Source organism: Paenibacillus sp. FSL K6-2393, from assembly GCF_038002545.1.
In the GTDB taxonomy this organism is placed as follows: Bacteria; Bacillota; Bacilli; order Paenibacillales; family Paenibacillaceae; genus Paenibacillus.
In genome coordinates, this window is record NZ_JBBOCU010000001.1 from 3,760,556 (window position 1) to 3,780,481 (window position 19,926).

At 42.7% G+C, this 19,926-nt stretch carries 21 protein-coding genes and 1 pseudogene; 7 read left to right on the forward strand and 15 right to left on the reverse strand.

Translation table 11 applies throughout. The features are described from left to right. Window positions 1–29 precede the first annotated feature (29 nt). Window positions 30–2,444: an RNA polymerase recycling motor HelD gene (gene helD, locus MHI14_RS16550; RefSeq protein ID WP_341130797.1), complete on the reverse strand. Its 2,415-nt coding sequence runs from the start codon at window positions 2,442–2,444 to the stop codon at window positions 30–32. Window positions 2,445–2,857: 413 nt separating this feature from the next. On the opposite strand from helD, the gene MHI14_RS16555 reads away from it, so the two are divergent. After that, complete coding sequence (locus tag MHI14_RS16555; RefSeq protein WP_341130798.1) at window positions 2,858–3,838, forward strand: aldo/keto reductase; 981 nt, start codon at window positions 2,858–2,860, stop codon at window positions 3,836–3,838. Window positions 3,839–3,910: 72 nt separating this feature from the next. On the opposite strand, the gene MHI14_RS16560 is transcribed toward MHI14_RS16555, so the two are convergent. Then, entirely contained in the window at window positions 3,911–4,282 is a 372-nt protein-coding gene (locus MHI14_RS16560; RefSeq protein ID WP_133384726.1) for an iron chaperone, read from the reverse strand. A gap of 128 nt (window positions 4,283–4,410) precedes the next feature. After that, window positions 4,411–4,884 (reverse strand): HIT family protein, encoded by a 474-nt coding sequence (locus MHI14_RS16565; RefSeq protein ID WP_341130799.1) that lies wholly within the window; start codon window positions 4,882–4,884, stop codon window positions 4,411–4,413. Between the two features lie 315 nt (window positions 4,885–5,199). Between MHI14_RS16565 and MHI14_RS16570 the strand changes: the two genes are divergently transcribed. Continuing rightward, the gene (locus tag MHI14_RS16570; protein ID WP_341130800.1) at window positions 5,200–5,718 is read left to right on the forward strand and encodes a hypothetical protein; all 519 of its coding nucleotides are present in this window, start codon (window positions 5,200–5,202) and stop codon (window positions 5,716–5,718) included. A 187-nt stretch (window positions 5,719–5,905) separates the two neighbouring features. Here MHI14_RS16570 and MHI14_RS16575 read toward each other — a convergent pair whose 3' ends face one another. Beyond that, window positions 5,906–6,946 (reverse strand): NAD(P)-dependent alcohol dehydrogenase, encoded by a 1,041-nt coding sequence (locus tag MHI14_RS16575; RefSeq protein WP_341130801.1) that lies wholly within the window; start codon window positions 6,944–6,946, stop codon window positions 5,906–5,908. 192 nt (window positions 6,947–7,138) lie between these two features. Between MHI14_RS16575 and MHI14_RS16580 the strand changes: the two genes are divergently transcribed. Beyond that, window positions 7,139–7,552, forward strand: a complete 414-nt coding sequence (locus MHI14_RS16580) for a MerR family transcriptional regulator (protein ID WP_133384724.1) — start codon at window positions 7,139–7,141, stop codon at window positions 7,550–7,552. A gap of 95 nt (window positions 7,553–7,647) precedes the next feature. Here MHI14_RS16580 and MHI14_RS16585 read toward each other — a convergent pair whose 3' ends face one another. Next, complete coding sequence (locus MHI14_RS16585) at window positions 7,648–8,229, reverse strand: TetR/AcrR family transcriptional regulator (protein ID WP_341130802.1); 582 nt, start codon at window positions 8,227–8,229, stop codon at window positions 7,648–7,650. A gap of 290 nt (window positions 8,230–8,519) precedes the next feature. Here MHI14_RS16585 and MHI14_RS16590 point away from each other — a divergent pair, with 290 nt between their 5' ends. After that, entirely contained in the window at window positions 8,520–9,443 is a 924-nt protein-coding gene (locus MHI14_RS16590) for an AraC family transcriptional regulator (protein WP_341130803.1), read from the forward strand. Between the two features lie 131 nt (window positions 9,444–9,574). Here the strand turns inward: MHI14_RS16590 and MHI14_RS16595 are convergent, their stop codons facing one another. From MHI14_RS16595 to MHI14_RS16615, 5 genes are all read right to left on the reverse strand, one after another. After that, window positions 9,575–10,597 (reverse strand): NADH:flavin oxidoreductase/NADH oxidase, encoded by a 1,023-nt coding sequence (locus tag MHI14_RS16595; RefSeq protein WP_249910734.1) that lies wholly within the window; start codon window positions 10,595–10,597, stop codon window positions 9,575–9,577. A gap of 112 nt (window positions 10,598–10,709) precedes the next feature. After that, complete coding sequence (locus MHI14_RS16600) at window positions 10,710–11,054, reverse strand: rhodanese-like domain-containing protein (RefSeq protein WP_091030648.1); 345 nt, start codon at window positions 11,052–11,054, stop codon at window positions 10,710–10,712. Between the two features lie 51 nt (window positions 11,055–11,105). Continuing rightward, window positions 11,106–11,750 (reverse strand): SDR family oxidoreductase, encoded by a 645-nt coding sequence (locus MHI14_RS16605; RefSeq protein ID WP_341130804.1) that lies wholly within the window; start codon window positions 11,748–11,750, stop codon window positions 11,106–11,108. 139 nt (window positions 11,751–11,889) lie between these two features. Next, window positions 11,890–12,315 carry a MarR family winged helix-turn-helix transcriptional regulator gene (locus MHI14_RS16610; RefSeq protein ID WP_017688556.1) on the reverse strand — a complete coding sequence of 142 codons (426 nt, stop codon included), beginning with the start codon at window positions 12,313–12,315 and terminating at the stop codon, window positions 11,890–11,892. A 184-nt stretch (window positions 12,316–12,499) separates the two neighbouring features. Then, window positions 12,500–13,528 carry an ABC transporter substrate-binding protein gene (locus MHI14_RS16615; protein ID WP_341130805.1) on the reverse strand — a complete coding sequence of 343 codons (1,029 nt, stop codon included), beginning with the start codon at window positions 13,526–13,528 and terminating at the stop codon, window positions 12,500–12,502. Between the two features lie 211 nt (window positions 13,529–13,739). On the opposite strand from MHI14_RS16615, the gene MHI14_RS16620 reads away from it, so the two are divergent. Beyond that, complete coding sequence (locus tag MHI14_RS16620; protein ID WP_036608062.1) at window positions 13,740–14,552, forward strand: undecaprenyl-diphosphate phosphatase; 813 nt, start codon at window positions 13,740–13,742, stop codon at window positions 14,550–14,552. 88 nt (window positions 14,553–14,640) lie between these two features. On the opposite strand, the gene MHI14_RS16625 is transcribed toward MHI14_RS16620, so the two are convergent. Both MHI14_RS16625 and MHI14_RS16630 read right to left on the reverse strand, forming a co-directional pair. Further along, window positions 14,641–15,819 carry an MFS transporter gene (locus MHI14_RS16625; RefSeq protein ID WP_341130806.1) on the reverse strand — a complete coding sequence of 393 codons (1,179 nt, stop codon included), beginning with the start codon at window positions 15,817–15,819 and terminating at the stop codon, window positions 14,641–14,643. Window positions 15,820–15,957: 138 nt separating this feature from the next. Continuing rightward, window positions 15,958–16,815, reverse strand: a complete 858-nt coding sequence (locus MHI14_RS16630) for an arginase family protein (RefSeq protein WP_341130807.1) — start codon at window positions 16,813–16,815, stop codon at window positions 15,958–15,960. A gap of 105 nt (window positions 16,816–16,920) precedes the next feature. On the opposite strand from MHI14_RS16630, the pseudogene MHI14_RS16635 reads away from it, so the two are divergent. Further along, window positions 16,921–17,287 (forward strand): annotated as a pseudogene (locus tag MHI14_RS16635) (winged helix-turn-helix transcriptional regulator). A 142-nt stretch (window positions 17,288–17,429) separates the two neighbouring features. On the opposite strand, the gene MHI14_RS16640 reads toward MHI14_RS16635, so the two are convergent. Beyond that, a complete protein-coding gene (locus MHI14_RS16640; protein ID WP_091016394.1) occupies window positions 17,430–17,900 on the reverse strand; it encodes a GNAT family N-acetyltransferase in 471 nt (156 codons plus the stop codon). Between the two features lie 218 nt (window positions 17,901–18,118). Here MHI14_RS16640 and MHI14_RS16645 point away from each other — a divergent pair, with 218 nt between their 5' ends. Next, window positions 18,119–18,784: an MBL fold metallo-hydrolase gene (locus MHI14_RS16645; RefSeq protein WP_341130808.1), complete on the forward strand. Its 666-nt coding sequence runs from the start codon at window positions 18,119–18,121 to the stop codon at window positions 18,782–18,784. 67 nt (window positions 18,785–18,851) lie between these two features. Here MHI14_RS16645 and MHI14_RS16650 read toward each other — a convergent pair whose 3' ends face one another. Together MHI14_RS16650 and MHI14_RS31140 are read right to left on the reverse strand one after the other, a co-directional pair. Beyond that, on the reverse strand, window positions 18,852–19,475 hold the full coding sequence (locus MHI14_RS16650; RefSeq protein ID WP_341130809.1) for a hypothetical protein: 624 nt from the start codon (window positions 19,473–19,475) through the stop codon (window positions 18,852–18,854). 16 nt (window positions 19,476–19,491) lie between these two features. Then, window positions 19,492–19,734: a DUF3888 domain-containing protein gene (locus tag MHI14_RS31140; protein ID WP_445670369.1), complete on the reverse strand. Its 243-nt coding sequence runs from the start codon at window positions 19,732–19,734 to the stop codon at window positions 19,492–19,494. Window positions 19,735–19,926: the final 192 nt, after the last annotated feature.

Below are 19,926 nucleotides of genomic sequence, written 5' to 3' on the forward strand. Positions count from 1 at the left end.
CCTTCATTGAGAACGGATTTACATATGGATTATGATTTTATGTCATACAGATTCGCAGGTAACGCCTGCACAAATGGTGACCAGTCACTCACTGTATATAGATGAAGTCGGTGCATGGCCCGTGTGCATGCCGTATACAGAAGCTTGCGATCATATTCCTGGCTGTAAGCAACGGGTGAAGCATCATAGATCAGGACAGCATCGAACTCAACGCCTTTGGCGAGATACACAGGAATAACCATGATTCCTTTTTCAAAAATCTGTGTGTCCTTGGTTATGAGTTGTATCCCTTCGCCGCCTTGACTTTGCAACCTTTCATAGGCATCACGACTTTCAGCCGCGGTTTTCGTAATCACAGCGATGGAATCAAACCCCTCCGCCTTAAGCGCGGCGATGTCTGCGAGAATCTGTGTACCACGCAGATTTTCGTCCTTCAATTTTGTTAAAAGAGGCTTCTGATCTCCCCTTTCAAACGGTCTTATCTCTTCTCCCCCTGGTAACATCTGTCTCGTGAATTCAACAATCTCTTTGGTTGAACGATAACTGCGTACAAGGCGTATCAATGTAGTTTCGCCTTCTCCGTAAAGGTGAACCAGTGGCGAGTTGGATGCTGCCAAATCCGTAGCCTGCATAAAGATCGCTTGCCCGAAATCCCCCAGCACCGTCATGCGGGCACGAGGAAACAGCTTTTTAAGATATTCATATTGAAACGCCGAATAATCCTGGCCTTCATCAACAAAGACATAACGAATCTCTGTGTTCGTCCGGACGCCTTCGATCATCTCTTTTACATATAAATACGGAGTAGCATCCTCATGGAACAGCTTGTTCTGAAGGATCATGGCCTTGGTCTGTTTACAAATCTCAGGCCAGTGCTGTGGGGGGATTGCCCCATTCGTTTGTTCTCGATAAGCGGCTTCATCTACAAATAGTTGTTCGTATATGCCTTTCACATCCACGAACTGGAATTTCCGCACACTCTTTCTTAAAGGTTTAAACATGTCTTTCACCAGTTTCTGACGAAGCAACTCCTCTTCCTGCACTGCAAAGTTAAAGGCACCCTCATCTTGCACTGCCTTGTTATTCCCGTTATCTCGTGCTGCGTATTTTTCCGCCACATCAAACACAGGCTTTTCTTTATGCAACATGCGGAAAGCTTCCGCGTACTCTTCTGTGTCCAGATAATTCAACTCCTCCAGAACCCAGTCTGCTTCCCGTTCCAGACGTTCCAGAGAAACGAGTTCTCTCAGCAACCATTCCTGCAAAAGAAGAATACGGTTGGACATGGTAAGATTTTGATCCAAACTGTAAAATTGAGTCTTAATTCGGTCCGCAGTGATAAATTCACGTCCCCGAAATTGAATGCCGTTGAACCGCATGCCCTTCCGCCCCAGCCACTTACCGTAGTTTTGGAGCACTTGCAGGAATGTCTCGGAAGCTTTGTACTTAATCGCCTCCAGACGAGCTTCATATCCCGGATCTTCTTGGGCTGTCAGCACATATTCAATCTGATCAAAGGCATCCTCTGGTCGTAAGGAGGAATCCAGCCAATAATTCAGATATTCCTGGAAAGTCGTCTGCTGCATATTTTCTTCGCCAAGTTCCGGGAGCACGGTGGAAGTATAACTGGTAAACATCGGATTCGGGGAGAAAAGTACAATCTGATCTGCTTTGACGGTCTGGCGGTGTTTGTATAGTAAGTAGGCCACTCGCTGTAACGCAGCGGACGTCTTGCCACTGCCAGCTGCCCCTTGAACGATAAGCATTCGGCTTCGGTCATCACGAATAATGGCGTTTTGTTCCTTCTGGATCGTTGCTACAATGCTCTTCATTTGTGAGTCTGCACCCTTGGCGAGCACTTGCTGCAACAATTCGTCACCAATCGTCTCAGTTGAATCAAACATGCTATGAAGCTTCCCCTGTTGAATCTGGAATTGACGCTTGAGCTCCATCTTTCCTTCAATTCGTCCTGAAGGTGTGTCATAACTTGCTGGCCCAGGAGAGTGGTCATAGTACAGACTCGCAATTGGCGTACGCCAGTCATAGATTAGAAAGTTCAATCCATCTTCATCCATGAAGGATGATACGCCGATGTAGATCTGTTCAGTCAATGTCATGCCTTTTTCCTTATAGTCGAAACGGCCAAAATACGGCGTTGGAAGCAGTCTCTTTGTATTTTTCCATTGTTGTGTTAACAGCTTGTGCCCGCGCTCCCTCTCGGCCAACACTCTGGACTGCTGATTAATGGTATAGAATGCATCTTCAAAATCACTGTACGAACTCGTATTGATCGTCACTTCTTCCCAGAACCGTTTACGAATTTCGGCAGCCTGTTCATGCAGTCCGGCAACCTTCGGTTCTAACTCGTCGAGTCTTGCCTGAAGCTTGTTCCTCACCTGTACTAATCTTTCCTCTTCCAACTTCCAATCGTTTGTTTTATCCATGAATAAGTCCACTCCCTTTTCCATTTATTAGGACTAAAAAAAGAGCATTGACAAATCGGAATGTCGGATGTAAAATTAAATTAGGAGAAATAATGATTCACCCTTTATATTCAATAGAATTGTCAATTGCGCTATAGATTATATCATGGCTTTTTTTCACGTTCAATGCTTTTTTTCTGTTCTGTCTGAGTTGAAAAATAATTTATATTAAATAGATGTCCCTTGAGCTACACTGGGGGCATCTTTTTTTATGTCCTCTATCTAACAGATTCTAGGATTGGATTCTGATAGGATTAGGCAAAACTTTGATAGAAATGTGGTACACGCTGGTTCATTCGTTATGACATAATAATGTGTAAATAGATCACCATACAGGTGGCAATAATAAACATTAGAAAGGATTTGAACATAACATGGAATATACGAAACTTGGTAACACAGGCTTGGACGTATCTCGATTTTGCTTGGGATGTATGGGATTTGGGGACGCCAGTAAATGGGTTCATGAATGGGTATTGAATGAAGAAAATTCTCGCCCCGTGATCAAAAAAGCGTTGGATCTAGGCATTAATTTCTTTGATACAGCGAATATATATTCTCTGGGTACAAGCGAGGAGTATCTTGGTCGGGCGTTAAAAGATTATGCAAATCGGGATGAGGTTGTCATTGCTACCAAAGTACACGGACAAATGCATAAAGGACCCAACGGTTCTGGCCTTTCCAGAAAAGCCATCCTGAGTGAGATTGATAAAAGCCTTAAACGATTGGAAACCGATTATGTGGATCTCTATATCATTCATCGTTGGGACTACAATACGCCTATTGAAGAAACCATGGAAGCCTTACATGATGTGGTGAAGTCGGGTAAAGTGAGATATATTGGCGCTTCAGCCATGTTTGCATGGCAGTTCCAAAAAGCATTACATGTAGCAGAGAAACACGGTTGGACCAAGTTTGTCTCCATGCAAAACCACTTGAACCTCATCTACCGTGAAGAGGAACGTGAAATGTTGCCTTTATGCAAGGAAGAAAAGATTGGTGTAACTCCCTACAGTCCTCTTGCTTCAGGCAGATTAACCCGTGACTGGTCCGTATCCACGCTTCGATCCGAGACAGACCAAATTCAGAAATCCAAGTACAATGCGACCAGTGATGCAGATCGACTTGTTGTTGAACGAGTTGCATCCATTGCAGAAAAATACGGTGTCCCTCGCACACACATTGCACTTGCGTGGTTGCTACAAAAAGACACTGTAGCGGCTCCAATTATCGGTGCCACCAAAATATCGCATTTGGAAAATGCGGTAGGCGCTCTTTCCGTTAATCTGACCTCAGAAGATGTTACGTTCCTTGAAGAGCCCTATGTACCTCACCCTGTTGTAGGTGCTCAATAATCGCTTTTGCTTAAAATATAGAAGACCTCATCTTTCCGTATCCGGAAGTTGGGGTCTTCTTTTTATCGCGATTTATTTACGCCAAAATGTTGAACATTCTGCCTTATCCGCTATATTGAACTCAATCATTCTCTCAAGTAACTCAAAATCAATCTCCTGTTTCCACTTCATCCGTATCAATTCTTTGGTATGATCGTAACCCGCCTGCGTGATCTCTTCCGAAAAACGATTAATTCCTGCCTTCTCGGGAGCAACAGCCAAATGTTGCTTGGATACACTAAAACCAATGATGAAGGTCTCATGGTCGGTAAACATCGGTTGGTTCCAGGCTATTTTTTGTTTTAAATTCGGGAATTTTTCAGTGACCCAGTTCAAGACTTCTTCCGTTCGTGCCTGGTGTTCCGGGTTATCGATGCGTGCTATAAATTCTGCAAAGGTCTCCATTGGTTCCCCCTATATCATGAAATATACTATTTAATTTGCCCCATTCAAACTCATTCTATCATGAATATCAAATTCAAAAACCCTTATCTGCCCGATAACTCAACAAAAAATGAGCAGCCTGCTAGACTTTAAATGTTTTCCTTTATCCAAGAACGCAACTTATTCGCATAGAAAGCGCGTTCATCTGGATCGGACTGAGAACCATTTGACAGATACAGTTGATCATTCACGTATCTAGGATAAACATGCAGATGATAATGCCACACGTCTTGATTGCCAGCAGGTTCATTATGTTGCCGTGTCGAAATCCCATCACATCCATATGTACTTTTCATTGCAAATGCTGTAAGCTGAGCCGCGCGGTGAATTTCAACAGCGTATTCCGCGGGGAGTTCAAAGATGTTTTCGAAATGTTGATTCGGAATAATAAGAACATGTCCTTTATTGTTTGGCCACCATTTGCCTGCTATAAATGCCGTTACCTTTTCATTCTGATAGATGATATCCCTTTGTTTAGTTCCCTGATCAGGTCGCTCGATACCCCAAATACGACAAAATGGACATTCGTACCCTTCAGGCTGATGTGAAAATGATGCTGTCATCTTTCTCATTCCACTCCTTTCATATTTTTCCAACTTGTTATTAGACGCAGGTATCTTCTGTTCGTTGCGATATTCTGCCCGTTAGTTTAACGTCCTGTTTTAAACATGTATAACTTACTTGGTAAATTGTACAGATGGATCTATTCCCTTTTTTTATGATAATATTTCTAATGTTGTTTACATAACAAAACATTATGGGGGTTTATTTTAATTGCAGAAAAAGACAGTTTTAATTTCATTGAAAGAACTATTAATTCTCGTAGCTGCAGAATTTCACTTCACTGTTGCAAACGAAAATCAAATCAACGTTGCACGATGAAGAAAAAAGATTCTAAAATCATCGTTATCGTTGTCGTTTTATTGATTATTGCTTCAACTTTTGTTTTAATTGAGAACTCAATCATCAAGAAAGAAAATGAGGTTAATTCGAATTATTATACTGGTTTTGTTTCGAGAGTTCAGAAATTGTATGATACACTTTCTCAAACCAGTGAGGTAGAGTCTAATGGAGAAATTGAGCAAATGTTTGATGTTTATGCTTCCATTATTTTAGTGAATGACCGATTAACTCTTCTAAAAGAAAATGCTAAAAACTTCTCTGAACTAAATCTTCTTATCAATGACTTTTTAATATTTAGAAATGAATATGGTTATCTTGTAAAGGATCAATTAAAAGGTAATCGTGCAGATTCTGAAGTACTTATAAAAGTGGTCAAACAGATCAAATTATTCCTGAATGACTTGCCAATAGAGTACCAGAATTCCAAGGAATTTTCTGATAAATTTAATGCAGCTACTGATCATATTAAGCCTTTATTACATCTTAATTTTTAATCTATTTGAGCCGCCGTTGCGGCTCTTTTTCTGCTTATAAATATAATTTTAAAAGAATTGTTAAGATTAAATATGAACTTTCACCAAGAAGGCGAGCTATAAAGCGCCCCTACAATTAACAAAACAGAAAAGCAGCTGACCTTATCGGCAGCTGCTTACTTCTATCTTTTAACTAGCACACTCACACTTACATGGTGCTAATATCAATAACAAAGCGATATTTCACGTCGGAAGCCAGTACACGCTTGTAAGCTTCGTCAATCTGGTTAGCGGAGATGACCTCAATGTTAGGCGCAATATCATGTTCTGCACAGAAATCGAGCATTTCCTGCGTCTCACGAATGCCACCAATCATGGATCCTGCGAATGAACGGCGATGACCAATAAGAGAAAATACATTAACAGCTAAAGGCTCTGCAGGAGCACCCACGTTCACGAGTGTACCATCCAGCGTGAGCAATGAGAAATAAGCGTTAATGTCAATATTCGCACTTACTGTGTTAATCATCAGATCAAATGTGCCTGCAAGTTTCTCGAATGTTTCCGGTTCACTTGTGGCAAAGTAGTGATCTGCACCAAATTGCAGTCCATCTTCTTTTTTGCTCAAGGATTGGGAGAGAACCGTTACTTCGGCACCCATCGCATGTGCAATTTTGACAGCCATATGACCAAGACCACCCATACCTACAACGGCAACCTTCTTACCTGGGCCAGCTCCCCAGTGATGAAGTGGTGAATACGTCGTAATACCGGCACACAGCAAAGGTGCAGCAGCATCAAGTGCAATGTTATCAGGGATGCGAACGACGAAATCCTCTACGACAACAATATGAGTTGAATATCCACCTTGCGTAGGCTCACCGTATTTGTCTACTCCAGCGTAAGTTTGAATATTTCCTTTGAGACAGTATTGCTCTTCACCTTTGCGACAGTTAACGCATTCACCACAAGAGTCCACCATACATCCGACCCCTACTCGGTCACCGACCTTGTATTTGGATACTCCGGTTCCTACATCCGTTACAATCCCGGCAATTTCGTGTCCAGGAACGAGTGGATAATTCACAGGACCCCATTCACCGTGGGCAGTATGGATGTCTGAATGGCAGATACCGGCATATTTAATCTCGATTAATACATCATTGGTATCCAGATCACGTCGTTTAATTTCAGCACTTCTGAATTGTTGGTCTGGTCCGTCAACGGCTCTGGCTTTAGCTATAATCAATGGGATAACCTCCTAGTAATTTAAAGTTCAAAGTTATCTTACCCCCTCTAGTTAACTCTAGGTCAAATGTTTATCTTATTTTTTTATCTCCAACGTACTTTGACATCCAGTTATCCAACATGTTAGAATTCACTCGGATCAATCCTAGAGTTAACTCGAGGTCTACCCCAAGTAGAAAGGAATTCATTCTAAATGCCCTATTCAATCGGTGAAGTTGCCAAAAAATTAGACCTTACGGTATATACATTGCGTTACTATGATAAGGAAGGACTCATGCCTTTTGTAGAACGTACTACGAGCGGAACACGGTTGTTCAAAGATTCAGACATCGACTTTCTAAAGATCATTCAATGTCTGAAGCTGACCGGGATGCCTATTAAAGACATTAAGGACTTCATTGTATGGTGCTCTGAAGGGGACTCCACACTGAAGCAAAGATATGACATGTTTACGGAGCGAAAAGCTATTGTGGAAGCACAAATGGAGGAACTAAGAAGAACCATGGAAGTCATCGAGCACAAACGCTCCTACTATGAAACAGCTTTGGAGGCTGGGACCGAAGAGATTCATAAAATTAAACCGATAGAAAATGCCATCACCAATTGATGGTTTAAGCTTTCTCTTTTCTAAAATTAGCGCAAAAAAAAGGAGCTTGAAGTCCTCTAACGGATTTCAAGCTACTTTTATGGGTACGTCTCTGCTCATCTTTTCTCCAAAATTTTCATCGATACACCGATAATCCGGTTTAATTTTTCCTTATCGGTCGAGGTTCTCGCCATGGCTCTGATGCCAACGGAAATATTGTGCAGGTACTCTGCCATTTCCTTCGCATCATGATCAGAGGAGAATTCTCCCTCCCGCTGTCCCCATTGAATAATCTGCTCGAACATTCGCTCAGCTTCGCTAAAAGATTCAAGAGATCGGATGTCCACGTCCGGATCACGTGTGCCTAACTCTACCGCCGAGTTCACGATCAAGCAACCCGATGGTGTATCCTCTGCTTCACTGATCATAACATCGAAAATTTTATGCAGTGCTTCCACTGCCGTCTTGGATGCCTTGATTTCTGCAAGTAATGTGGTGCTGACCTTACCGCTGTAACGATCCATTGCCTGCAAGAACAGCGAATGTTTGTCGTCAAATGTATCATATATACTTCTGCGATGAATTCCCATATGCTCAACCAGGTCACTCATCGACGTTTTCTCGTAACCTTGTTCCCAGAAGATCTTCATTGCTTTATCCAACACTTCGTTCACTTCAAACTCTTTACTTCTAGCCATTCGACTTCCCTCCTAAAATCAATCTAACACATCGGGAACGATCAGTAAATAAAAGATGCAGATACCTCTTTTCATTCTCATCTGATCATGTATTAGCTGATCCGTAAGTGTATATCTTCTGTACTTGTTGTATATCATGACCTGTGTACTTGTGAATATGTAACCAACAATCAGCATGTCTTATCCATTCACATCAAATGTTTGCCTATTCCTATCCGTTTTCTACCGCCCAGGGTCTATATACGATAGAATGTAACTTATTATGTTGTGTCGAAAAAGGAGAACTACGTATGTCTGATCAAATACACGAACAACAAAACGAATTAGCCACACTCATTGACCGTTTGTCTGACAAGGACGGGGTGCACCCTACGGCTATCCCCTCATTATTTTTAATCCGCGAATCCGTTGTTACTGAACCTATATTTAGAGTGAATGAACCATCCTTTTGCATTATCGTACAGGGTGAGAAAGAGGTCCTGCTGGGACAGGATCGTTTCCGATATGGTCCAGGAAGTTATATCGTGGCAACCGTTGACTTGCCGGTTAGTGGACAAGTGATTCAAGCCTCGTCTGAGGCTCCCTATCTGGCCCTGAAACTTGAATTCACATCCAGTGAGATTCTGGAAGTATTGAACCATTCTGATTTCCCGGCAAGACCGCGGAAAACGACGAGACGTGCGATGTTTGTCAGCCAAGCTGAGCCGTCTTTGCTGGATGCAGTCGTCAGGTTAGCCCGTTTGTTGGAAGATCATTCGGAAGATATCCCACTACTCGCTCCTTTGTTCAAAAAGGAGATTCTCTATAAAGTTCTGAAAGGCCCACATGGGATTGCCCTGGAACAAGCTACCATGGAGGGAAGCCACACCTATCGAATCAGAGACGTTATTGAATATATTATGAATCACTCTGATAAGAATTTTCGGGTTGAGGATCTGGCGGATTTGGCGAATATGAGTACTGCTTCGCTGCACAGACACTTTAAAGAAGTGACTGCTATGAGTCCGATTCAGTTTCAAAAACAACTGAGACTGCAAGAAGCTCGGCGCTTGTTATTATCCAAGTCCACCGATGCAGCAGATGTAGCATTTCAGGTAGGTTACGAGAGTCCTTCCCAATTCAGTCGTGAATATTCTCGTATGTTCGGATATCCGCCCAGAGAAGATATTAAACGCTTGAGAGGCAGAGCCGATGAAACGACTACCATCTCTTGACTGGTTACTGGTTAGTATCGTTCCTTCATCTTGCTTGGGTTAACCGCAGAAAGGACTCCTTCTGTTTTGTCAGAGGAGTCCTTTCTTATTCATGTATTAATGAAGATCATTAATCGTTAAATTATCAATAATTAAAAACCAGTCGTATATTGTTTTGGAACTTCCGTTGTCTTGCGCAAAGCAGTCGCAGCTTCCAAGGCCCAGTAAGGATTTCTTAACAGACCTCTGCCAACTGCAACGAGATCAGCTTCTTCATTGCCGATGACTGCATTTGCCAACGTAGGATCATCGAGTCTTCCAACAGCAATCACAGGCACATCAAGAGCCTCTTTGATTGCTTTAGCGAGAGGTACTTGATAAGCCGCGTGAGTTCCTGGTCTGCCCCATGCAGCAATAGGTCCCTCGCCACCAGATGAGATGTCAAATACGTCAACGCCTGCCTGTTTATATGCTTTGGCAAACTCGGAACTTTCGTTAATGCCATAACCACCTTCTACATATTCTTTGGCTGAAATACGCATCATCAAGGGCATATCCTCGGGCATCTCTGCCTTCGCAGCCTGAATAATCTCCCGGCCGAATAAAGTTAAATCTTGACCATATTCATCTTCTCGCTTGTTTGTTAGTGGAGAATGGAATTGATGAATTAAGTAACCATGTGCACCATGAATCTCAATTGTATCAAAGCCCGCTTTTACAGCACGAGCTACAGCACTCCGGAATTTTTCAACCATTCCTTTAACTTCATCCGTTGTGAGCGCTCTAGGTTGCTTGGAATTCTCATCAAAGGCGATCGCGGATGGAGCAACTGGAACTTCGGCATCTTCTGCTTTGCGGCCCGCATGAGCAATCTGAATACCGACCTTGGCACCATAACTGTGACACGCATCGACGATCCGCTTCAGAGCTGGGATCTGTTCATCCGACCACAGTCCAAGATCATAATCTGAGATCCGGCCATCCGGTTCCACATCTGTCATTTCAATGATAATGAGACCTGTTCCTCCCACGGCACGACTAACGTAGTGCATATAATGCCAATCTGTTGCAATACCATCTTTTTGCTCAACTGAATATTGGCACATTGGAGCCATTACGACACGGTTTTTAAGCTCTAGGCTTTTAAAAGAATATGGACTAAACAAATCTGTCATCAAAATAAAACTCCCCTTTTCATGAATCACGTATAATAAAAATGCATGCGCAAGCATCGAATCAATGCCTACAATTAATAACTCCGTATGATTTAGAACTCACATTTAACTTTTACTTCATCACATAAAGACATTCAAATCCATGCTTTCGCAAAATACGGACAGCCTTTTTGGATTGAAGCATACCAGGTGACATTATAATTACGTTATCTTCTCGAAGAAGGTATTTTTCCCATGTGAAAGCAAGCCGTCCCAATGAGATGTTAATCGTATCCGGAGTAGGATTAGCCATATAATCCGTCGCATCTCGAATATCAATCACTTTATACTGCCGAAAATCACGCTCATGTCTGAGAAATACTTCATAATCTATATATTCAAGATTGCGCAATGGCCAAATTTGACGTACAACGATGAAGATACCTAATATGAAGGTCAAAAGCATCAACATAATCATTGTAAAGCCCTCTCTTAACTCTTCTCATATCGTCGAAAATTTTGTTTTGCATCAAAGCCTAATCAATGCCTCAGATATTGTATCCTCACCAGCGATTAGATCAAATGAACGCTTGTAGGTATTCTTCTCACTCAAACTGGCCAAAATCACATGAGCTACATCTTCACGAGCAATGTTACCGGTTGTGATATTCTCGGCAGCAGAAATTTTACCTGTTCCTGGTTCATTCATTAGAATCCCTGGACGTATAATGGTATATGTTAATCCACTGATCTCTAACAATTTATCAGCATAGTGCTTCGCTGCATAATATGGAAGGGTGTTATCATGCCAGTTCTCACGATTATTGGCTTGGATCGCACTCACCATAATAAATCGATCAATACCCGCTTTTTGAGCCGCTTCAATAGTTTTCCCGGCACCATCCAGATCAATGAGGAGTGTTTTATCATATCCCGTTGTACCACCAGAGCCAGCTGCAAATACAATTGCGTCACAACCCGTTGCAGCAGCTGCAAGTGAGTCAACCTTACCTTCCAAGTTGGCAAGCACCGTTTCCACACCCTGTGCTGCAAATGAATCTACCTGTTCTTGTTTTCGTACCATGGCAAGAACGGTGTGTTCTTCACTATTCTTCAAAAGATGAATAAGCTGTTGACCAATCTGTCCATTTGATCCAACGACGAATACCTTCATGTTCAAATACCCCCTTTATACATGAATCACCGCATCCACATTAAATTCATGCGCATGCATTTAATTTAATGGATATTTTAATGAGTGTCAAGTCTTCTTATAGGGTAAATGATTACATTACCCTATATTCACCCTAGCCTTAGAACAATTCTTTAGTGAGGTTCTCTAATCGAGTCTCAAATCCATCCTGTTCCAATTCAGTTTGCAAGACCTGATTAAACGTTTGAAGTGCTTTCTTGTATTTATTCTCTCCAAGCTCCGTAATACGAGTGTAAATGCCACGCCGGTCATCTTCACATGCATGTCTTTCCAGAGCCCCACAGTCTTTGGCTTCCATCCTAACGACGAGCCTGGAAGTAGCACTTTGGCTCAACCCCACTAGTTCTTGAAGTTGCTGTAGGCGTAATTCCTTACCCTCCGCATTATATATGAAGTTTAACACATAAAATTCCTTCAAAGATAAGTCATATTGTTGAAGCAGAGCTTGTTCCAGCTTCTCGTTCAGATGGGTATGAATGTTAGAGAAAGCCAACCAAACATTCAAACGTTCACTCTTTTGCTGCAATCTGGATCACCCCACTTGATATTTAATGTTCATCAGCTGTTATCCTATTGTATCAAGCTTAATTACATTGGTCAAAATCCATCCAAGATCGACGTATATAACATTCTAATCTCATAAGAAGAGCATTTCCCCATCTTGTAACGATTTTTGGAAATGCTCCAGTATTACCATTTATGCAGTAATCTTACTTCGCGGTAAGCAGGCTATCGGAAATAAATTGCAGCTGACCTTCCAACGTTAATGGATCGTTGTATGAGTCTGAGGTCGGGTCAAGCTGGAACACATGATTTGCCTTCACCGCAGGCAAGTTCTTCCATAATGTATTGTCATATACAATCTTGGGATCAGTTTTATCTCCCGACCACGGGCTGGTAAAGATGATATCACCTGCATACTCCGGTAATAGTTCCATGGAGATTGAAGCCCATCCAGTTCCGCTGTCAATCGCTTCAGCTTGGGCCTTGGCTGGTGCCTTGAGACCAAACTCCCCGTAAATAATTTCACCGCCTCGACCATAGTTATGACCGAATACAAATAATCCTTTGGCGTATGGATTCAGTATGGAAACGGTGCGATCGCCTACAGCTTCCTGGACCTTGGGCTTCAGTTCGTTGATCTTCGCTTCCCATTTAGCATTCCAAGCTTTAGCTGCGTCTTCTCTATTAGTGAGCTTACCCATTTCAAGCATTAGATCCTTGAAATTGCGCTTACCATATGCAATCTGTACAACAGGCGCAATCTGCTCCAGCTTGTCGATGCCCTCTGTTCCAGTGTACACGATAAATAAGTCCGGTTTTAAACTGATTAGTTTCTCTGGTGTAGGCTCTTCACCCAGATCGCTGGTGCCCGCTGCTGCAAGTTGATCCTTGATATATTTGTTGTTCATCGCTCCTGATAAAGCGCCAACTACCGGTGCATCCAGGGCAACAAAGTAGCCTGTCGAAAATGATGTCAAATCAATAATGCGCTTAGGATTCTTCGGTACCTGTACTTCGCCTGCATCCGATTGATATGTAACAAGTTCCTCTTCGGCAGTTGCCGCTTTATCAGCTGAAGAAGCTGAATCCGAGTTCGTCTTGGTTTCAGTCTCCGCAGCTGTATTCGTGCTATCACCGGTTGTACTATCGGTCGTCGCAGACTGACCACATGCACTAAGTACAATCAGCAAGATAAGTGCCATCATGATCCATATTGATTTTATCTGTTTACGCAAAATAAACCCACCTTTTCGTTGATATTGATAATCGTTATCAACGATATCATGCTCTGCAGGATTTGACAAGCTATGTTTATTTCCCTCTCTCTATGAACTCTAACTTGCAAGTCACCAAGTTAAACAGCTATCATCAATAGAGTAGACAAGTCACTTTTATTAAAAAGAGAGATCATTGGAAAGCCAATGAAACGTATTCAAGGAGGACAACATGGAAGAGATTATATTGTGGTTAAAGTATTTATTTTTAGGTATTGTTCAAGGTGCAACGGAGCCGATTCCCGTCTCCTCAAGCGGTCATCTGATCATCGCCCAGAAACTGATGGGCATCAAGCAGAATGGATTGTCATTTGAGATTTTAACAAACACAGCATCACTTATCGCTATTATTTTTATTTTCCGGGAAGATATCAAAAAGTTGATTATTGGTGCATTGGGTTACCTGCGTACTCGTAAAGAAGAATATCGAGCAGACTTCATGTTTTGCTTATACATAATTATTGGTACGATCCCTGCTGCGGTCGTTGCGGTCCTGTTCAAAGATCGGATTGAAGAAATTTTTTCATCCGTATATACCGTTTCCATCGCGCTATTAATCACCGGGGTTGCCTTGTGGCTTATTCGTAATCTTCGTGGTCGCAAGCAAGATGGTGATCTGTCTACGAAAGATGCATTGTTGGTAGGACTGGCTCAGGCGGTCGCTCTTATTCCGGGCATAAGCCGCTCAGGGGCAACTGTAATTGCGTCCATCGCTGTCGGCATGAAACAGGAAACCGCTTTGAAGTTCTCCTTTATGCTGTACATTCCCATAAGTATTGGTGGACTCATTATGGGTGTATCCGACATTGCCAATGATCCGAATCGATCACAACTCGCTATTCCTTATCTGATCGCATTCATCACGACACTTTTTGTCACCTATTTCTCCATGAGATGGTTTATGGGCATTATGGCCAAAGGCAACCTGAAATACTTTTCGTATTACTGTTTTGCCGCAGGAACATTGTTACTAATCTTCTTATAAAAATAGACTTCTCACACCAAAAGGAACAACCAGCGATGGTTGTTCCTTTGTTGTATAGTGGCAGAGCCTTAATGACCTATAGCAAGAGCTAGACGGTCAAGCGCGTAGCCTTGTTACTTCTGTTAACCAGCTCTGTAGCCACGAACATGACACTGAACAGAATCAGCAGGATCAGGGGTACCATTGACATTCCCCATTGGCTGGCTATGAGTCCCATACCTAACGGGATGAGTGTTGAACCTGTATAGGCACTGGCCATTTCAAGTCCAATTACACTTGGGGATGCCTTCTCACCGAAGCGTTCCGGTGTCGCATGAACAATGCTTGGGTAGATCGGTGCTCCGCCCAATCCCACGATAAATAAAGCACCTGCGGCAACCCAGTACGGTACCGGCATAACCAGGATAACCAATCCGAAGCATCCAACGATTCCACCATATCTAATGAGATTTTTGCTGGATACATGAGTCGAAAGAAAACCTGAGATTACACGGCCCAAGATAATGCCAATGAAAAATAGAGAGGAAAGTGCTGCGGCAGTACCTGGAGAAACTCCTTTGCTAACAATGAAGAAAGAAGCCATCCACAGACCGGCAGCAGTTTCGGAACCATTGTAACAGAGCATCGCAAGCATCGACATTTTCACGCCGGGGATACGTATGGCCTCACGGTTGCTTACTCGTTTCTTCTCATCACCTGAACCATCTACTCTTCCCTTCTCAAAAATCTTCCATAGAGACAAAGTTGATAATAAGATCACCACGATCCCAAGCAAAATCAACCCCACAGTAACGTATCCTGCACGCCAGTTGTTTGCTTGATTCAGCCAATATGCCATAACGAGTGGGCCTGTCACTGCGCCAATTCCCCAGAAACAATGCAACCAGTTCATATGCTTGGCTTTGAAATGCAAGGCTACATAACTACTTAGTGCCGCATCCACCGAACCTGCACCTAAGCCGAGAGGGATCGCCAGAATCAGTAAAAACACAAAATTCTCAGAGAATGAGAATCCCAACAGCGCGATCGTTGTTGAGAGGATACTGAATAATGTGACTTTACCCGTTCCGAACCGGTGTAACAATCGGCTGGCGGACAGACTGGACACTACTGTACTAAATGAAATGATTAGCGATATGTAACCAGCCATTTCTGTTGTCGCATGTATATCGTTTTTCATAACGGACCAGGCACTGCCAAGTAAAGCATCAGGTAATCCCAGCCCTATAAATGCGAGATAAATAATGATTAACAATAACGTGACCATCTGGGTGTCTCTCCTCAGTTTGTTTAATTTCTGATTCGCTTTGAACCACCCATATAATAATATTGATATTTTTATCTGTAATCTTCCTATATTTTGACTCGTTATATCAGTATTCTGATATATTTTTGTTATCCTACATCACTGGTTCAAAATAGGAATTTCTCCAAGCAAATTCTTCAAGTTAATGACATCCCACGGCATATGCTCAGTTATCCCTAATCCCACCACATCTGTTTCTTTAGACAGTTCTTTGATCAGATGAAGCAAGTGAGGTAATTGCATGGTTCCCGCCGGTGAAAACACATAAGGTTCCCCTGGTTTGGCGAATAACAATGAACGGAACATGTTGGGATCAAGCACATCCAGATCAAGGTGAATTGCCAGATGTTTGAACCCAGTCTCTTTAATCCACTTCTTAATCGAATCCATGCCATGGGTTAATTCTTCAGTTCCAGCCGTTCGGATACCCAATCTTTGAATTACTTCGGTTTCCTGTTCCGTAGGGGTTGTCAACCCGGCCATGAAGACATGTTCAGGCTTCAAGGGGACACTCACATGTTTGGCAAACTCCGGATCGCCTTCCCCAAGAAGGTTCCCAAGCGGTAAAGTATGACCGTTGTCATAGCCCTCGTATCTAACCAAATCACCATGTGCATCAATCCATATCAAACCAAGTTCTCCGCCATATCGTTCATTTAAATAAGCAAACGGGGCTTGTTCAACCAAACAGTCACCGCCAAACATGACAATGCGATCGGGCTGGTGAGCTTGAATAATATGCTGGGCAGCCTGCAATTGCTGAAGTAGCTGTGTTCTGCCTTTTATCCCGTTCTCGCTTACCAGAGATGTTCCATCATAAGCCTCAACAGGAACATGAATGAGAGGTTGATCATTGTCAGGTGCAAGCCATGCAAGCAGCTCAGCTCCAAAAGAGTAGTTAGGATTATCTCCACCTTGCCATTGTGGCATAAGTAAACGTATTGTTTTTTGAGTCATCGTAAATCCCCTTTACTTCAAAGTAAGGTTAGTATAAACTGAGCCCAAACAAATAAATAGTACGGTCTTTTAGGATAGGTACTACCCGGAAGGATAGTGTGAATGATGAGTATGGCTGAATACCACGGTAAAGTTTAAAAATATTCAAGATACCCCTTTTGGATACACGTTGTCCGTTATTGGTGGCAAATGGAAAATGGTGATTATGTATCTTCTGGCTGATAACCAGCCTGTCCGCTTCAATGAACTTAAAAGACAGATCGGCGCCATCACGTATAAAACGCTGAGTTCACAGCTCAAAGAATTGGAAGCAGATGGTATGGTGGAGCGGAAAGAATATCCCCAAGTCCCTCCTAAAGTCGAGTACCGTCTGACAGCCAAAGCTGAAACGTTATTGCCCGTTTTGGAAGGACTATGCGAATGGGGTGTCCAACACCAAGAACCTTCGATCAATAATAGCGCAACGGATTAAACGCTTTTGTCTGTATTTTCAGATGAGATAATTGGAGTAAATGCAGTATGTTAAAATGCAAAAAGTCGCCAATCGGCGACTTTTTTACTTTTATCTTGTGTTCCTCTGTCCGTTCAGCAAATAAAAGCTGTAATTCGTAGAATTATACTTTTTCGTGTACCAGATCTTTCTGGTAGGCCAACACTCTGTCCCAATTTCCACTGAAAACAGGAATTCGGTAATACCCTACACGCTCATACAGCGCTGCAGCTTCTGGTTGCAAGGGACCTGTTTGCAGTTTCAGATTGGTATAACCAAGTTCGTTTGCAAGACGCTCTGCCTCGGCCAATATCGCCTGGGCAATCCCTTTACGGCGGTAACCACTGCGTGTATACATGCGTTTAACTTCTACAGATGTTTCATCAAGGGGTCTAAGTGCTCCGCAACCAACCGGATACCCGTCGATCCTGGCAACGATAAAGGCCGCACGTGGCACCTCAACGTCTGACAGTTGAAATCCCGCAGTTCCATCACCGCCATATAACAAACCGAGTTCTTCACTCAGTTCCTTGATCAATAGTAGCGAATCCTCGCTCCGAATATCTTCAGCTGCTGCATGCACGATATGTGTCATCCCACATACCCCCTTTATCTTATTGGACTTATTGGTTTAAATGATATATCTAAATTATCATTCCCAACAGCAAGCGTCAATTCCCCCATTCATTGAATATTTCTATAAGTACACCCTATAAATACCCGAACGTATCTTATTGCCGTCTTTATTCGTTTACATAAGAAATATAACGAGCAATGATGTATATGAATTTCAACTCTCGGAGGTCTGATATTATGGAAATTTCAAAGGGAATAACGATGCTTCAGCTTAATTTCGAGGGGAATATAATTCACCCTGTTCTGATATGGGATGAAGAAATGGTTGTGTTAATTGATACCGGATTCCCTGGACAATATGACGATTTGCGTATCACACTCGAAAAGATTGGTGTGCCGATCAGCCGACTTAAAGCAGTGATTTTGACGCATCAGGATGTGGACCATATCGGGTGTCTTCCCGAGATTTTGCAGGAGTGTGGCTCACAAGTCAAGATATATGCGCATGCGCTGGATAAGCCATATATTGAGGGACAGCTCCCTCTTCTCAAAGACGGTCACCTTGAGCATCCTCCAATGGGCAAAGTAGATGAAACGGTAACTGATGGTCAGGAACTGCCGTTTTGCGGCGGAATTCGTGTTATTCATACACCTGGTCATACACCAGGTCATATCAGTCTATATTTGATGGGCAGCAAGACGCTCATCGCCGGAGATTCAATGTATAGTGTAGACGGCAGGCTTGGAGGCATTCATGAACCTACTACGCTGGATATCGAAACGGCTCGTTGCTCCTTGAAAAAGTATATGGAACTCGACATTTCATCTGTGATTTGTTACCACGGTGGACGAAGTCATGTGAATGTAAATGAACAGATCTCAGAACTTACTCAAGGGTTATAAATAGTAAATTTGCTGATCCGCGAATGGTTACCGTCTAAACCCAGAAACCATTCTTAGCATAGTCTTCCTATTGTTTGGCATACTGCAAAATGGCTGTAGCCGCACGAATTCGCAGCTCTTCTTCTTCACTGTGTAACGCTTCTCTCAGCACCTGGAGAGCTGTCTGAATCGTGGCTTCATCTACCCCTGTTGAGAGAGAGTTGGTTGCTTCGGCTGCTATACTGACTGCAAGACCTCGATCCAGCTGTGCTTGTGATATGGGATACTCAAACTTCGCAAGGATGGCTGAATCATTTTGCAGTGCCTGCACTTTGTCATTCAGCTCAGCGAGAGGAATACGACCCAACCATGTAACTCCCCGACGGTGACAGATCAAGTCGTTTTCTGTGCCAGCGGAATCGTCGTAATAATAATCCCCGATATCCCCAACATACGTCCATTCATCATCGCTAATTAATACATAATCTCCATCCTGCATGAGGTTAGCAAACATATGTAGTGTCGCGTGTGTGCTCGCCAATTCTGCTTCATCCAAGCTATAGTGTTGAACTAACTGTTCCTTCCATAACTCCGGGGGCGTTTGCTCCAGATCCCCTGTACCTGACCAAGCAATACCAATATAATTGTCTTCCAGAAATGATGCTACTCTGTTGATCCCATGCACAGTCGACTGGATATGATACAGGTTCATGCGTACCGCCTTCCTTTCAATCATTCGTATGAACATAGTTAACCATTGTAACATTAGTGGTGTCTATTTCAAACGTAATGATCTCTTTCCCATATGGGGGGTTATGTGGACCGTAGAAAGTTCTGACTTCCAGAACGGTTCGAAAGTTATAACCACCTTGTGTGCGCCTTTTAAGTTCCAATACGTGGATATCATATAGCCGGTAGCTAGGTACCGGCATATGATTTTCCTGATAATAGTTGGTAATCTCACAGGCAATTTACCATACTCATCCACCTTTTTACTTTCTATTATCCCGAGCGAATGCAAAAGCATACAAAATATGATTACGATCTATTAATTATCCTTAGCTGAGTTGGAAGGTTATTCTGTCATCGGAGTGGCAAGTGTAAATACTCGTTAATTCAACTTATGAAGCATACACCTTTGGATATAGCCTCAGGCTATAACT